At 42.8% G+C, this 15,536-nt stretch carries 16 protein-coding genes; 2 read left to right on the top strand and 14 right to left on the bottom strand.

Annotated features, from left to right (window positions below; all coding sequences use genetic code 11):
- Window positions 1-34: 34 nt before the first annotated feature.
- Genes HNR41_RS03335 through HNR41_RS03325 form a run of 3 tightly spaced genes read right to left on the bottom strand, consistent with a single transcriptional unit; the run spans window position 35 to window position 612 of the window.
- Window positions 35-154, bottom strand: a complete 120-nt coding sequence (locus tag HNR41_RS03335; RefSeq protein ID WP_074431610.1) for a YvrJ family protein — start codon at window positions 152-154, stop codon at window positions 35-37.
- Between the two features lies 1 nt (window position 155).
- Entirely contained in the window at window positions 156-368 is a 213-nt protein-coding gene (locus HNR41_RS03330; protein WP_184281725.1) for a DUF2922 domain-containing protein, read from the bottom strand.
- 40 nt (window positions 369-408) lie between these two features.
- A complete protein-coding gene (locus HNR41_RS03325) occupies window positions 409-612 on the bottom strand; it encodes a DUF1659 domain-containing protein (protein ID WP_184281723.1) in 204 nt (67 codons plus the stop codon).
- 116 nt (window positions 613-728) lie between these two features.
- On the opposite strand from HNR41_RS03325, the gene HNR41_RS03320 reads away from it, so the two are divergent.
- Window positions 729-1,208, top strand: coding sequence for a DUF2621 family protein (locus tag HNR41_RS03320; RefSeq protein ID WP_184282853.1), 480 nt, complete (start codon window positions 729-731; stop codon window positions 1,206-1,208).
- Window positions 1,209-1,351: 143 nt separating this feature from the next.
- Here the strand turns inward: HNR41_RS03320 and HNR41_RS03315 are convergent, their stop codons facing one another.
- From HNR41_RS03315 to HNR41_RS03265, 11 genes are all read right to left on the bottom strand, one after another.
- On the bottom strand, window positions 1,352-1,849 hold the full coding sequence (locus HNR41_RS03315; protein WP_229714921.1) for a CcdC family protein: 498 nt from the start codon (window positions 1,847-1,849) through the stop codon (window positions 1,352-1,354).
- A 1-nt stretch (window position 1,850) separates the two neighbouring features.
- A complete protein-coding gene (locus HNR41_RS03310; protein WP_184281721.1) occupies window positions 1,851-2,555 on the bottom strand; it encodes a cytochrome c biogenesis CcdA family protein in 705 nt (234 codons plus the stop codon).
- Between the two features lie 78 nt (window positions 2,556-2,633).
- Window positions 2,634-4,406 (bottom strand): ABC transporter ATP-binding protein, encoded by a 1,773-nt coding sequence (locus tag HNR41_RS03305; RefSeq protein ID WP_184281719.1) that lies wholly within the window; start codon window positions 4,404-4,406, stop codon window positions 2,634-2,636.
- Window positions 4,406-6,181, bottom strand: coding sequence for an ABC transporter ATP-binding protein (locus HNR41_RS03300; protein ID WP_184281717.1), 1,776 nt, complete (start codon window positions 6,179-6,181; stop codon window positions 4,406-4,408). The genes HNR41_RS03305 and HNR41_RS03300 overlap by 1 nt, the downstream gene beginning before the upstream one ends.
- Window positions 6,182-6,301: 120 nt before the next feature.
- Entirely contained in the window at window positions 6,302-7,840 is a 1,539-nt protein-coding gene (locus HNR41_RS03295; protein WP_184281715.1) for an AbgT family transporter, read from the bottom strand.
- Window positions 7,841-8,017: 177 nt separating this feature from the next.
- The gene (locus HNR41_RS03290) at window positions 8,018-9,709 is read right to left on the bottom strand and encodes a glutathione ABC transporter substrate-binding protein (RefSeq protein WP_184281713.1); all 1,692 of its coding nucleotides are present in this window, start codon (window positions 9,707-9,709) and stop codon (window positions 8,018-8,020) included.
- 160 nt (window positions 9,710-9,869) lie between these two features.
- Window positions 9,870-11,549, bottom strand: a complete 1,680-nt coding sequence (locus tag HNR41_RS03285; RefSeq protein WP_184281711.1) for a glutathione ABC transporter substrate-binding protein — start codon at window positions 11,547-11,549, stop codon at window positions 9,870-9,872.
- A 130-nt stretch (window positions 11,550-11,679) separates the two neighbouring features.
- Complete coding sequence (locus HNR41_RS03280; RefSeq protein ID WP_092599180.1) at window positions 11,680-11,922, bottom strand: YneF family protein; 243 nt, start codon at window positions 11,920-11,922, stop codon at window positions 11,680-11,682.
- Window positions 11,923-11,989: 67 nt separating this feature from the next.
- Window positions 11,990-13,975, bottom strand: coding sequence for a transketolase (gene tkt, locus HNR41_RS03275; RefSeq protein ID WP_184281709.1), 1,986 nt, complete (start codon window positions 13,973-13,975; stop codon window positions 11,990-11,992).
- Between the two features lie 32 nt (window positions 13,976-14,007).
- On the bottom strand, window positions 14,008-14,232 hold the full coding sequence (locus HNR41_RS03270; RefSeq protein ID WP_184281707.1) for a DUF896 domain-containing protein: 225 nt from the start codon (window positions 14,230-14,232) through the stop codon (window positions 14,008-14,010).
- Window positions 14,233-14,323: 91 nt separating this feature from the next.
- Window positions 14,324-14,638 (bottom strand): hypothetical protein, encoded by a 315-nt coding sequence (locus HNR41_RS03265; RefSeq protein ID WP_184281705.1) that lies wholly within the window; start codon window positions 14,636-14,638, stop codon window positions 14,324-14,326.
- A gap of 142 nt (window positions 14,639-14,780) precedes the next feature.
- On the opposite strand from HNR41_RS03265, the gene lexA reads away from it, so the two are divergent.
- The gene (lexA, locus tag HNR41_RS03260; protein WP_184281703.1) at window positions 14,781-15,398 is read left to right on the top strand and encodes a transcriptional repressor LexA; all 618 of its coding nucleotides are present in this window, start codon (window positions 14,781-14,783) and stop codon (window positions 15,396-15,398) included.
- Window positions 15,399-15,536: the final 138 nt, after the last annotated feature.

Genomic DNA, 15,536 nt, shown 5'->3' with positions numbered 1-15,536 from the left:
CTCTCACCGGTAATTATCCGGGAGAGTCATATTTTTATTTGAGCTGCTGGATTGTAATGATTAAATCATCGAGTTTTGTTTCCATGCGGTGGAGCAGAAAAAACGTAATTACAGCCGGAAATCCAACGTCGCTCACAAAAGGTATCCAGTCCATATTACTTCAGAACTTTAGTCTCTGTGTTAACGATTTTCGCAGAATACAGGGAAACCGGAATTCCCTGTGACGGACGCAGAACATTTTCTGCAATCAGACGTGCTGCCTCCGCTTCAACTTCTGCAGGTGTGATCCCCTCTTTTGGATTGTTAATTGTCAGCGTATATCTTTTCTCATCGCTTGTGTTAAATACCATTACTAGTTTTTCTTCCATTTGTGTTCCTCCTTTCGGTTACTGGTTTTTGTCGTTTAAACTATTTCATAACGATGTGTGTGACTACTTTCTCAACGATTGAATACGTTTCTCCTGTCAGGTTTTCAAAAATTGATGCCAATGTGTTCATATTGTCATCAGTCGTTGCACTAGTCAGACGGTGCAGCGAGCGGTTCTTTGTAACTTCCCTGCCCTCTTCATTCATTACAAAGTAGTGAAATTTGGCGCTTACTCCTTTTATCATGTTCCCACCTCCCTTCACCCTATATATCGTCACAAATTATTAAATGGACAAACAAGTTTCAAAATATGTATAATATGGAGTAAGTAGAGGTGATTACAGTGTCATTTGATATTTTTATGATTTTAATTGCGATATGGACGTTCATCATGCTCGGAGCAATGACTATCGGCGGCTTCTTTATGTTCAGAAAGTTCCTCCGCCGTATGCCTAAAGGTGACGGATACTCAGAACTCGACTGGCAGGACTATTACATAGAAAAAGCGCTGCCGTTATGGAATCAGGATGCACGTGAACTGCTGAATGAACTTGTCAGCCCGGTTCCGGAACTGTTCAGAGATGTTGCAAAAGAAAGAATTGCCGGCAGGATTTCTAAAATTGCGCTTGATGAAGGCGTTAAAACGATAGAACTCGATCAGATAATGAAAGGCTACATTATCGCGACGCCGAAAAAAGACCACAAATTTATGAAGAAGAAATTAAAACAGCTTGAGATAGATTACACACCATATTTGGAACTGTTCGAACTTGCAGATGATGAGAAGCAGAAATTCTCCATCTTTGAACAGACAGAAAAAGTAAGCGGCAGACCATCGTAGGATGGTTTGCTGTTTTTTTGTTGGGTTATTAGTGGTGGATTCACAACGGGCTGACGCCGTTGTCAACCGGGAGCATTGGATTCACAACGGGCAAACGCCGTTGTCAACCGGACCAAATTTGCCCGTAAAAAAACAGCTCACCGTCATATGACGGCTTGCTGTTTTTTAAATTCATTATGTTTAATCAGCATTGATATACGCCAGATTCCGATCATGACGAATGCGAGCAGGAAAAACATCCCGCCGATTTCGCCCGGTGTCGTATTCAGCGATAATATATACTTCAGTGCAATTCTCGCCAGCAGCAGTCCCATTAAAATAATCGGGAATGCTTTTGTCTGTCTGACGTAGAGTTCGGCATTCTTCACTTCGTATTTCGTCGTAATAATCAGTACTACCGAGAATACTGCACCAATCGCAATGGTTTCAGCGATGTGCTGCCACGACAGTCTGAAGTATGGGAATATATACATCAGTGCTCCTGTTGACATCATCACCGGCGGGATAATTATTTTCTTTAATGTCAGCGGTGTCTTACTCGCGTGCTTGCGGACAAAAATTACGATAATTCCCATTATGATTGCACCGATTGATGCCAGCAGGAAGAGCAGCTGTTCGATTGATTCAAGAAATTCTATCATATTAAAACCCCTGGAAGTCTCCGAATAATGGCTGCAGCCAGATAATAATCTGAGTTAAGCCGTCAAAGTATAATAATATTCCCATCAGTATCATAATTACGCCGCCAGTCTTCATAATTACGTTTGAATACTTAAGCATCCAGCGTGTTTTCGATACGAAGAAGCTTAAGACGAAGAATGGAACACCGAATCCGAGACAATATACAACCATCAGCATTAAAGCGTTGCTTGGTTCTGATGCACTCATTGCAAAGATTGAACCGATTATAGGTCCATTACATGGCGTCCAGCCTGCTGCGAATGCCATACCGATTAAGATTGAGCCTAAGAAACCGGATGGTCTGTTTTTAAATTCCACTTTATGGTTTTTCATCAGAAAATCAAATTTCAGTACGCCTGTAATCACAAGCCCGAAAATAACGATTAAGATCGCTCCGACCTGACGGATTAAGTTGCCGTACTCGATCAGGTATCCTCCGAAAAATGACGTTCCAAAGCCGAGAGCAATATATATGATGCTAAATCCTATTAAGAAAAACAATGTATGTAAAATGGCACGGCCATTAAAATTCTGTTTTTCAACCTCGTTGTAGCTCATCCCGGTAATATACGATACGAATGCAGGGAAAACCGGCAGTACACAAGGGGACACAAAACTCAGCACACCTGCTCCGAAGGCGAGGAGAAATGTTACTTCTGAACCCATTAAAATACCCCCATTCAGATTCAGTATATCAAATCTGACGGGGGGTATGAATATGTTAAGCTCTTTAAATATGACAAATTATTGTTTACTGTTCTGCAAACGGTACATTTTATAGTAAATTCCCTTTAATTGTACCAATTCATCATGTGTCCCTCTTTCAACAATCTCACCTTTATTCAGAACGAGAATTTCATCCGCATCCTGAATTGTCGACAGACGGTGGGCAATCGCGAGTGTCGTTCTGCCGCTTCTCATCTTCATCAGCGATTCCTGAATTTTTTCTTCTGTTGATGAATCGATGTTTGCTGTCGCTTCATCGAGAATCAATATTTTAGGGTTAGTTGCCATCGTTCTGGCAAATGCCAGGAGCTGGCGTTCCCCGCTTGAGAAATCCGCACCCTTTTCCACAACTTTCTGATCGAACTGATGCGGCAGCTTATTTATAAAACCGTCTGCTCCGACAAATTTCGCTGCTTCTTCCACCATTTCAAAAGTCATAGTACTGTGGTAGAGCTTAATGTTGGATGTTAAAGTACCGTAGAAGATAAACGGATCCTGCAGCACAAGACCGATATTTTTCTTCATTTCTTCTTTCGGCAGTTCTTTAATGGAATGGCCATCAATTAAAATATCACCGCGTTCGTATTCATAAAATCTCATCATCAGATTAATAATTGAACTCTTGCCCGAACCTGTATGCCCGACGAGTGCTGTTGTCGTACCCGGCGGGACTTCAAAGCTGATATTTTTCAGTACATCGACATTGCCGTCATAACTGAACGTCACATCTTTAAATTCGACACGGCCGTCAGTAATTTTATATTGTTCATCATTCAGCTGGGCAGGTTCATGTCTCGTGTCATCAAGCAATGTAAATACTCTGCTCGCTGCGACAAGTGCCTGCTGGAAAATATTCAGGTTCTGACTGACCTGGTTAATCGGTTCAAAGAACCGTTCCATATATTGAATGAATGCGAAAATGACACCTGCTGTTACACTCGTTTCAAAACTCAGGAAACCGAAGTAGCTTAAGATTAAAATAATCGACAGAATATAAATCATATCGATTGCCGGCCTTAACAGCAGTCCGTCGAGTTTTATCGTGCGAAGGTTGTACTGGTAGTGTTCTTCGTTAATCACTTCAAATTCACGCTGCAGTCTTTTTTCCTGATTGAAGACCTGAACTATTTTCATACCTTCAATTGACTCTGCAAGTTTCGCGTTCATATCGCTTAACAGGCTGCGTGCATGTGAGAAGTAGCGTGCTGAATATTTACGGTAGACAAGCAGAATCATTACGATAACCGGCATAAAAATCAGCGCGATAAACGCCAGTTTCACATCCAGTATAAACATCATGACAAAACTCGATATGACCATAAATATTGCCATCAGGAATGTTCCGAGCACCGATGTAAACATATCCACGATTGCCTGAGTGTCATTTGTGAGACGGGATACTACACTGCCCGACGGCACTTTATCAAAATACGTCATGCCGAGCATACCGATTTTACGGAATGCATCGATGCGCAGCTGCTGAATGACTTTAAATGCCAGACGCTGCAGCAAATATATCTGCCAGTACGTTGTCACGACCGCAAGGACGTTTACGATAATAAATGCAATAATCAGCATCATAATTTCATCTTCCGGGAAAACGGACGGTGTTAAGTAGTTATCGATAAAAATCATCACCAGGTACGGCGTCAAAACTCCCATCACCGTTGAGATAATGAGCATGCTGAATGCAAGTGCAAGAAGTCCTTTAAACGGCAGCGTGTATTTCAGCAGCCGTACAAGGACGCGGAGCTGATCTTTTAAGGTCAGGTTAATAACATCAGAAGTCATTATTCACCGCCCCCTTCCAGCGTTTCATCCAGTTCTTTCGTTAAGTTCCGGCGCAGCGACTGGGCTTTAAATGTATCGTAATACCAGCCGCGTGCCCCGGTGAGTGAATCGTGTGTACCGCGTTCAACGATGCGTCCATTTTCCATAACGAGTATTAAATCAGCATTCCTGACTGCGCTCATTCTGTGAGCGGTAATAATATTTGTTTTACCTGCTCTGTTCTGTTCAATATTTCTTAAAATTGCTGTTTCTGTTTCAGCATCGACTGCCGACAGTGAATCATCGAGAATCAATATTTCAGGATCGGATATTAAAGCACGGGCAATTGAAATACGCTGTTTCTGTCCGCCGGATAATGACACACCGCGTTCTCCGACTACAGTTTCATAACCTTCCGGGAAATTCTCAATATCATGATGAATATAACTTAAATCAGCGGCACGGTGCACTGAAGCAGTATTAATTTCCGGATTCGTAAACGCGATATTGTTTCTGATTGTCGAAGAAAACAGAAAGTTGTCCTGCGGTACATAACCAAACAGCCGGCGCAGCTTTTTAATATCGTACTGCTTAATATCAGTCCCGTTAATACTCACCGTATTACTGCCTGATGTATCAAATTCACGGAGCAGCAGTCTGATAATTGAACTCTTGCCCGACCCCGTACGGCCGACAATACCCAGTGTTTCCCCTTCTCTTAATGTAAAGTGAATATCTCTGAGTGATACTTCATCCTCACCTGGGAAGACAAATTCAGAAATATCAAAGGTAATATCTCCTGACGGCACGCTGTCAGTTGTAACTGTATTGCCGATATCACTTTTCGTATTCATAATTTCATCAATCCGGTCATATGAAGCTTTCCCCCGTTCAATCAGGTTAAAGAACCAGCCGAGAGCAAGAAGCGGCCAGACCATCATGCCGAGATACGTCGTGAATGTGACAAGCTGGCCGAGCGATATTTCATCAGCCACAACCATGCGTGCACCGAAAAATATAGATAAAAAATAGCTGATTGCAATAATCGCTGTAATTGTCGGATCAAACAGCGCATCAATTTTCGCTACTTTTAAATTTTTCTTAACTACATCGTCCGATAAGTTCGTGAAGTCTTTTAAATCTTCATCTTCGTATCCGAATGTTTTCGTTACTTTGATTCCCGCAATGGATTCCTGGGTTTTATCGTTTAAAGAACTGAATGCAGCCTGGGCCACGCGAAACAGACGGCTTAAAATCGACCCGTACCAGCTCGTTAATATCACCATAAAAGGAAAAGGAATCATTGCAATCAATGTCAGTTTCGGGCTGACTGTCAGTGCCATCGTAACCAGCACTGCCCCGCCGGTAATCACCGAATCGGCGATTGTAAGAATACCTGCACCCGCTGTCATTTGCACCGCGTTAATATCATTCGTCGCGTGCGCCATTAAATCCCCTGTCCGGCGCTTGCCGAAAAATGCAGGCGACATTGATGAATACTTTTCAAACAGCTGTTTCCGGAGCGTCCGGCCAAGTCTGTTCGACGCACCAAAAATCATAACGCGCCAGAAGAACCTGAATATGTAAGTTAAAATTGCCACAAATAACAGCAGCACACCGAATAACACGAGTGAATTCGATGTTAATGTATCCGTCGTAATCCTGTCGATGACCCGCCCGATAACCTGCGGCGGCACGAGTTCCATCAGGGCGACGAGAATCAGCATGACCAATCCTGTAATGTAACTTTTCTTTTCGAGCTTAAAAAACCATCCCAAATTTTTAAATACCCGCATGCGTTTACTCCCCCTTGTTTCGACACCTCTGTATCACTTTAAATTTTACCATATATTTCGGAAATTGAAATAATTCGGAAGGATGAAAAAAGCCGCAGACAATCTGCGGCTTTACCATTTTTAATATGAAAGATTTGTTCCGGGACCTACCGGAATTCCGAGCATCATCCAGATAACGAACATAATCGTCCATGCAATCAGGAACACTACCGAGTACGGCAGCATTAATGAAATCACTGTACCGATACCATTTTCTTTACCGTAACGCTGAGCAAATGCAACAATCAGCGGGAAGAACGGCATCAGCGGCGAAATGATATTCGTCGATGAGTCACCGATTCTGTATGCAACCTGAGTCACTTCAGGCGCGATGCCGAGCTGCATAAACATCGGAACGAAAATCGGCGCCATAATTGCCCACTTCGCAGAATCTGCTGCAATTGCCAGGTTAATCAATGTAGTAATTATAATAAACACTACAAGCACCGGCATTGCCCCGATATTTAAATTCTCAAGCAGACCTGCACCGTTAACTGCAATAATCGTTCCAAGGTTCGAATAATTAAACAGTGAAACGAACTGTGCTGCAAAGAATATCAGCACGATAAACCCTGCCATCGTCGATAGCGATGAGTCCATCAGTTTCACTGCATCTTTATCGTTTTTAATCGTCTTGTTCACTGCACCGTAGACAAGTCCCGGCACCAGGAAGACAAGCATCATTATAAAGATAATACTCGAGATAAACGGCGAGCCGACAATTCCGCCATCTTCACCGCGCAGCGGTGAACCGGGGAAGGCCACAAGACTTAAAATCGCAAGTACTGTTACGGCTGCTGAAACGTTTGCCCAGTTTAAAGCACGTTTTTCCTGTTTGTTTAAGGCTTTGTTCTCACTGATTTCCTCTGATTCAAAATTAAATTTCTTAAGACGCGGTTCAACAATCTTATCCGTAATTAATGTACCCAGAATTACGATAAGGAATGTCGAAGCAAACATGAAGAACCAGTTATCCGTCGCCTGTACAACGTAAGACGCATCTAGAATTCCCGCCGCTTCAGTCGTTATACCTGACAGAAGCGGATCATTCGTACCGATTAACAGGTTGGCTGAATACCCTCCCGCTACTCCGGCAAATGCTGCTGCAAGACCTGCCAGCGGATGACGGCGGAATCCGAGGAATATAATCGCACCAAGCGGTACCAGCACGACGTAGCCGACACTCGCTGCCACGTTTGACATCACACCCATAAATACTACAATCGGCGTGACGAATTTGCGCGGTGCTTTCGTTACGACGTTGGTCATTAATGCGCTGATGTAGCCGCTCTTCTCTGCTACACCGACACCGATCATCGCAACAAGCACAGGACCAAGTGCCACGAACGTTGTGAAGTTCTCAACGACACTCGTAAAAATAAACCTGATGCCGTCCCCGGTCATCAGACTGACCGCGTGAACTGTCAGTTCTTCACGTTCACCTGATTCGGGATTAATTCCCACATAGCTGACGTTAACACCAGACAAGTATAAAACGTGAGAAATTAAAATAACCAGCAATGTAAAAATTAAAAATATCGTTACCGGATGCGGGAGCTTATTACCGGTAATTTCTATCCAGTCGAGAACTGAACGTTTCTCTTTTAAACTCTTATTCATAGTAATCTCCTCTAATATAATAATCGCTGTTCATTATACTATTCCGAATTACTTATTACTAGCTGATAAGTTTAAGAAAGTGAGTGAATACGTTTTCCATTAATTAATGACTGTATCTGCAGACGATAAAAATACCCGGACAGAGTGTTAACTCCCGTCCGGGTACAATTATTTATCTTATTCTTCTTCCGTACTGAAAGAGGCATTCTCAAGTCTGATATTCCCGACAGGGTCAAGACCGATATTGCTGACGCCGTCTGTATTAACACCAAGCAGGAAGCTTGTGTGGTTAAGATACACTGCCGGTGAATCGTCAATCAGAATCTGCTGCACTTCGCTGTACGCATCCTGACGTCCTGCTTCATCCGGATTTGTGCGTCCTTCATCCAGTAAAGTATCGACTTCTTCGTTTTTATAGAATGAACGGTTACCCGGAGCACCAAAGTTTTTCGAGTGGAATAATGCATACAGACCATAGTCGGCATCAGCTGTTACTGTTGTCCACCCAAGGATAAACATATCGTGTTCCCCGTTAGCTGTCTGATCAAGGAATGCACCCCATTCAGACTGCTGAACTTCTACTGTAATTCCAATTTCGCTTAAAGCATTCTGGATATACACAGCCGAGTCCACAATCGCCGCATCGTCGTTCACCCACAGCGTTGTCTTAAAGCCGTCCGGCTGACTTGATTCGCTTAACAATTCTTTAGCACGCTCAACGTCAACGTCGATGCTTTCAAGTCCTTCGTCATAACCCCAGACATCCGGAGCTAACGGGCTTTGTGCTGTAATACCGTATCCGTCGTACACACCGTTAATGATTTCATCGCGGTCAACTGCATGTGCAATTGCCTGACGTACCAGCGGATCATCAAACGGTTCTTTCTCCATGTTAAATCCTAAGTAGTTCATACGTACTGATTCACTTTCAATTAATTCAGTCGCATCGCCATTTTGAATACGCTCTGCACTTGCTGTATCGATTTCGTTCGCAATATCAATACCGCCTGTATCAAGCTCAGCTAAACGCGCCTGAGTTTCAGGAATAACTCTGAAGATCACTTCGTCAAATTCACGTTCTCCATTTTGGAAATCATCGAATCTGCTTAATGTTACCGAGTCACCCGGTGAACGGTCTGCAAGCTGAAGGTGGTTTGTACCATCTGTTTCAGCACCGGTTACTGACCCGATGTGCTCGCTGATTTCATCAGCAACAGCCTGGAACTCTTCTCCGCCTTCTTCACGTAATTCATAGTATTCTTCTAAAGTGACATCACTGCCGGCCTCATCAAGTGCCGCCTGGTAGTCTCTGTCGATTAAATCCTTACTCATAATTCCCCCTGCGTTATGTGATAAGTGCGCAGGTAATGGAGCGAAGGCATATTCTGTATGTAAGTTAACTTCGTAATCTCCAACTATTTCAACTTCTTCAATCATTTCGTAAAGGAATGCAACCTGTGATGCAACAGCCGGGTCATTAACGCGGTCAATTGTCGCTTTCACGTCAGCAGCAGTAAATTCCTGCCCGCTGTGGAACGTCGTACCTTCACGCAATTTGAAATTCCAAACATTATCTTCTGTCGCTTCCCATTCAGTTGCAAGACCCGGAGTCAGTTCGAGTGCTTCATCCTGGAAAATTAAAGATTCGTAAATATTACGTCTGATCTGCGCACTTGCCGAGTCATTCGAACCGTGCGGATCGACTGTTACCATATCTTCAGACATCCCGATATTAATCGTTCCGCCTGCCCCTTCTTCTGTACTGCCTTCCCCGCCTGCAGCCTCGTCTACATTTTCATCGCTTGAACATGCAGCCAATACCAGTACTACAGTGAGTAAAAGAAAATACTTAAATCCTCTTTTTACCATTTTTGTTAACCCCCAAAATATTTTGATAATTTTAATTATATAGAAAATAAAGAATTTATACAATATAATAATTCGATTTCGTATAAAGTTTAAAATTAAAGCGGTAAATTGCATAAAAATACCCTTTATCAGCACAAGGCCGATAAAGGGTACTTCCATATTATTTAAATCTTACATCTTTAAAGTGCAGTCCGCCTGCCGGATCCACTTCAATACCGCTTACAGCTGATTCATTATAGCCTGCTGCAAACTGTGCGTGGAACAGATACGCTGACGGTGAATCTTCTACAAGAATGTTTTCAATGTCAGTGTAAATCTGCTGACGTGCGTCATCATCTATTTCTGCGCGTCCTGCATCTAACAATTCATCTATTTCAGGGTTGTCATAAAACACACGGTTACCTGCCGCACCCTGGTTTTTAGAGTGGAACAGTGCATACAGACCGTAGTCCGCGTCACCTGTTACTGTTGTCCATCCGAGAATGAACATTTCGTGGTTACCTTGTGCCAGTGTTTCCAAGTACGCGCCCCACTCGAACTGCTCAATCTCAACATTGATGTTAAGTTCAGCAAGTTCACTTTGAATGTATACAGCTGTATCGATAATCTGCTGATCATCGTTTACCCAGATTGTTGTATCAAATCCGTCTGCAACATCTGTTTCAGCTAAAATCTCTTTCGCCTTTTCAATATCGTATTCCTGTCCTTCAAGGTCTTCAGAGTAACCCCATACGTCCGGAGCTAAAGGTCCTTTAGCCGGCATCCCCATGTTATCGTAAACACCCGCAACAATTTCTTCACGGTCAATCGCGTAAGAAATTGCCTGTCGGACTTTTTCATCGTTGAACGGTTCTTTATTAATGTTAAAACCGAGATATGACATACGTACTGAATCTGCTGCAGTTACCGCAGTATCCGCTCCGTTTTCAACTCTCTCCATGTTTGATGAATCCACATCGGTTGCAACCTGGATTCCGCCTGTCTCAAGTTCTGCCATACGTGCTCCGTTTTCAGGAATTACTTTAAACGTTACATTTTCAAAGTAGCGGTCGCCGCCTTTAAAGTCTTCGAACTTCTCCAATACTACTGAGTCGCCCGCGCTGCGTGAAACGAATTTAAGATGGTTCGTTCCGTTCGGCTCATTTGCCACTACAGTACCGAGGTGTTCGCCGATTTCCTCTTTAACGCTGTCGTAGTCGTCTCCGCCCGCTTCACGTAATTCATAGTACTCTTCAAGAGTAACCTCACTGCCGGCAGCATCCAATGCCGCCTGATAATCTGCGTCAATTGTAGCTTTTGAAATAATTCCGCCTGTGTTGTGAGCAAGATGACTCGCTAACGGTGCAAATGGAATTGATGTATGAATATTAATTTCGTAATCACTTACAACTTCGATTTCCTCAATCATTTCGAAAAGGAAAAGTACCGGTGATGCCATTGCTTCATCCTGTACACGATCAAATGTTGCAACTACGTCTTCCGCAGTGAAATCTTCACCGTTGTGGAAAGTCGTACCCTCACGAAGTTTAAAATTCCATGTTGTTTCATCAACTTGTTCGTATTCTGTCGCAAGACCCGGTGATAATGACATATCCACGTCCTGGAATACTAAAGTTTCATATATGTTCGCTCTTACTTGGCGTGAAGCAGAGTCGTTCGATCCATGTGGATCCGTCGTTACCATTTCCGCCATTGTTCCAATTGTTAAATCCCCTGTTTTTTCACCTTCAGCAGCGTCGCCGCCACCTGCTTCTTCATCGACATTCTCATCACTTGAACATGCTGCCATGACAAGTAAGAAAGCGATTACAAGAAATGCTAAAAAATTTTTGTTTTTCATTGATGCTTTACCCCCTTGGTTTGATAAATTAATTATATCCATGCCGATAACAAAATTGCAATAATTTTCTAAAACTTTAAATAAATATAAAAAACACGCACTTTTAAAAAGTGCGTGTTCTCTTCAATATTTACTTCTTCTTGTCTTTTTTAGCTTGTTCTGATGATTTATTCATCATACTCAGCATTTGATTAATTTTCTTCTGCGAAGGTTTTTGTCCCATCTGCATCATCATAATTCTGAGCATGTCTTCATTAATAGGAGGGTTCTTCTCCAAGTAATCCATCATATATTTTCTAGAGATCCAAAATCCTAATGCGAAACCACCAATCAGGGCTACGATTACAATTAGTATCCATATCCAAGTCGCCAAAAATGCTCACCTCTTTTCCGTGTAAACCACTATTTAGTTTACATTAACGGGCATTTAAATTCAATGCTTATTTATTGCGTACAATGTTTGCCAGGTTTTCAACTGTAAAGCCGTAACGTTCAACAACTTCTCCGCCCGGTGCACTCGCACCGAATGTATCGATTGTTAAAAGCTTGCCTTTAATGCCGACAAATCTGTGCCAGCCGAGGCTCGCAGCCATTTCAACCGCTGTCCGGTTATCAATGTCGGTATTTAATACCGATTCAATGTACTCTTCATCCTGCTGAAGGAATGCCTGCACGTTAGGAATCGATGCCACTTTAATATTAACGCCGTCTTCAGCTAATTTCTGTGCTGTTTCAACAGCAAGTGATACTTCACTTCCTGTTGCGAACACAATAGCGTCGTCTCCGCCGTCGTATGCAAGGTATCCGCCGCGGCGAACGCCTTCTTCGATTTTATCTTCTGCTACATCCAGTACAGTAAGGTCCTGACGAGTCAGTACTAATGCTGTCGGAGTATCTTCAGATTCCATTGCCACTTTCCATGCTGCACGTGTTTCGTTGCCGTCTGCCGGACGAATAACGTTCAGGTTAGGAATTGCACGAAGACCCGCAAGCTGTTCAACAGGCTCATGAGTCGGTCCGTCTTCACCGACAGCGATCGAGTCGTGTGTGAAGACGTAAGTTACCGGTAACTTCATCAGAGCACTCAGACGTACTGCAGGCTTCAGGTAGTCACTGAATACGAAGAACGTTCCAGCATACGGATAAAGTCCGCCGTGGGCAGCCATACCGTTAATTGCAGCAGCCATGGCAAATTCTCTTACGCCGAACCAGATGTTGCGTCCGCCGTAGTTGTCTTTTGCGTAGTCAGATTCGTCTTTAACGTTCGTTTTGTTACTTCCTGCAAGGTCAGCCGCACCGCCGAAAAATGTAGGAATTGATCTGGATAATTCCTGAATCATATCCCCCGAGTTGCCGCGTGTCGCTTTTTTAGTTCCCGCTTCATAAACAGGCAGGTTTTGAGCGTAGTCGTCAGACAGCTCACGTGTAACAGCAGCTGTGAAGTCGTTGTATTTCGCTTCATCTGCCGCTTTGTATGATTCCATCATGTCGTTCCATGCCGCTTCAGCTTTCTCACCGCGTGCAGTTAAAGTTTCTTCAAAACGTGCGTAAACTGATTCATGCACATCGAAAGTTTTCGAGTGGTCCAGACCGTATGCTTCATAAGCACCCTGGCGTTCTTCTGCACCTAGCGGTGCACCGTGTGAATCCGATTTACCTGACTTAGTCGGTGCACCGAATCCGATAACCGTCTTCACTTCGATCAGTGTCGGTTTATCGCTTCGTTTAGCATCTTCAATTGCTTTGTCAACTGCATTCAGATCGTTGCCGTCTTCTACGCGCAGGTAGTTCCAGTTATATGCTTTAAAGCGTCCTGCAACGTCTTCAGAGAAGCTCATGTCAAGATCTCCGTCGAGTGAAATATCATTTGAATCGTAAAGAACGATCAGTTTGTTCAGACCTAAGTGTCCTGCAAGTGACGCAGCTTCATGAGAGATACCTTCCATAAGGTCTCCGTCTGAAGCAAGTACATAAGTATAGTGGTCAACGACTTTATGATCATCTGAATTAAATACAGAGTTCAGGTGTGTTTCAGCCATCGCCATACCGACACTCATTGCGAAGCCCTGTCCAAGCGGACCGGTAGTAACTTCCACGCCGTCTGTATGTTTAAACTCAGGGTGTCCCGGAGTTTTAGATTCGTATTGTCTGAATTCCTTTAAGTCATCCATTTCCAAAATACCTGAAAGATGTAAAAGGCTGTAGATTAACATTGAACCGTGTCCTGCACTCAGTACGAAACGGTCTCTGTTAAACCAGTCAACATTTTTCGGGTTAAAGTTTAAATGTTTCTGCCATAATACGTACGCCATTGGTGCAGCGCCCATAGGCAGTCCCGGGTGACCCGAGTTTGCTTTTTCAATTGCATCAATACTTAAAGAACGGATCGTATTGACCGCTAATAAGTCAGTCTTATCAAATGACATTTACTCTCGACTCCTTTAAATTCTCTACATTATTATTTTTTGTTGCGTAATGCCTTAATTTTGTCAGGGGTTACATCTTTACCTTCCGGATCAATAACTTTAGTGTTTTTAATCTGGTTCTTAAATGTATTTCTAAAGTTGGATAAATATTCTTCTCTCAACCCTGCAAGCTCTTTAAGTTCCGTTTCAGATATTTTATCTTCACGTTTTAACTTAGCTAGCTGGTTGAGACGTTTTAATTTTTGATCGTCTAACATGAGCTCCACCCTTTCCAATATAATTTACCATAAAAAAGGTGCGGAAACCAAATGGTCCCGCACTTTAATAGACAATATATACACTTATTAGTTAATTTCTGCTTGAAACGTCATAATTGACCTGGTTTGTGAGCATTCCGCTGCTGATAAAGCCTGTCGCTGCACCATTTTCTTCCAGTGTTTCGTCTTCTGTTTCTTCCTGCTCATTAATAGATGATGCCGATACCGTGCTGTTCGATTCATGTTCGGTTGGATTTTCATCCGTATTTTCTGAAAATGCAGTTTCTTCATAAGAATGTATGTTCTCTGCATAATCCGGTTCAACCATATTAAAACTATATAAAAGCCCGAAGCTTAGCATTACCGCGAATAAACCTGTGAGAGTTTTGAAATCTTTTATTGTCATAACTAACCACTCCTTAGAACAAATGTTTGTAATAACAATATAACAGAACACCTGTTCGCAGTCAATGAAAATACGAACAAATGTTTGTAAGTGTATACAGTATATGATAAAATTTAATTAATATAAGGCTGGAGGTAACAATATGAAAGATTTAACAGACAGACAAAAAGATATTTTTCAATATATAAAACGCAGCGTAAATGATAAAGGCTATCCCCCAAGTGTCCGTGAGATTGGAAATGCCGTAGGACTGCAGTCGAGTTCAACAGTGCACGGCCACCTCGCCAAGCTTGAAACTAAAGGATATATCAGACGCGACCCGACAAAACCGCGTGCAATTGAAATCGTCCAGGCATCGGATGATAATGCATCACCTGTTATTCATGTACCTGTATTAGGTAAAGTTACAGCAGGCCTGCCAATCACAGCCGTTGAAAATATCGAAGAGTACTTCCCACTTCCCGAACACTTCACGGCGAACCATAACAGTGAAATCTTTCTGTTAAACGTAGTTGGTGACAGTATGATCGATGCCGGTATTCACGACGGCGACCGCGTCATTGTCCGCAAACAGAACATTGCACACAATGGTGAAATTATCGTTGCAATGACAGAAGACGATGAAGCAACTGTTAAACGCTTCTATAAAGAAAAAGGCTATTACCGACTGCAGCCGGAAAACACAACGATGGAACCTATTTACCTTGATAACGTAATCGTTCTTGGTAAAGTCGTCGGTCTGTTCAGAGAGTTTATTTAAATAATATTGTTTAAAACCGTCCGGGGCAGTGTGCTCCGGCGGTTTTTTGTATTCGGTCCGTTCATTTGGCCGATTACTCTTATTCTACCCGATGAGCGGCCTTCATCAGGACGATAAACTTATTAAAACCCGACGAGC

The sequence above is a fragment of the Jeotgalicoccus coquinae genome, from assembly GCF_014207425.1.
Taxonomy (GTDB): Bacteria; Bacillota; Bacilli; order Staphylococcales; family Salinicoccaceae; genus Jeotgalicoccus; species Jeotgalicoccus coquinae.
The sequence above is the reverse complement of the archived record's forward strand: the minus strand, read 5'-3'. Positions and strand labels throughout refer to the sequence as shown.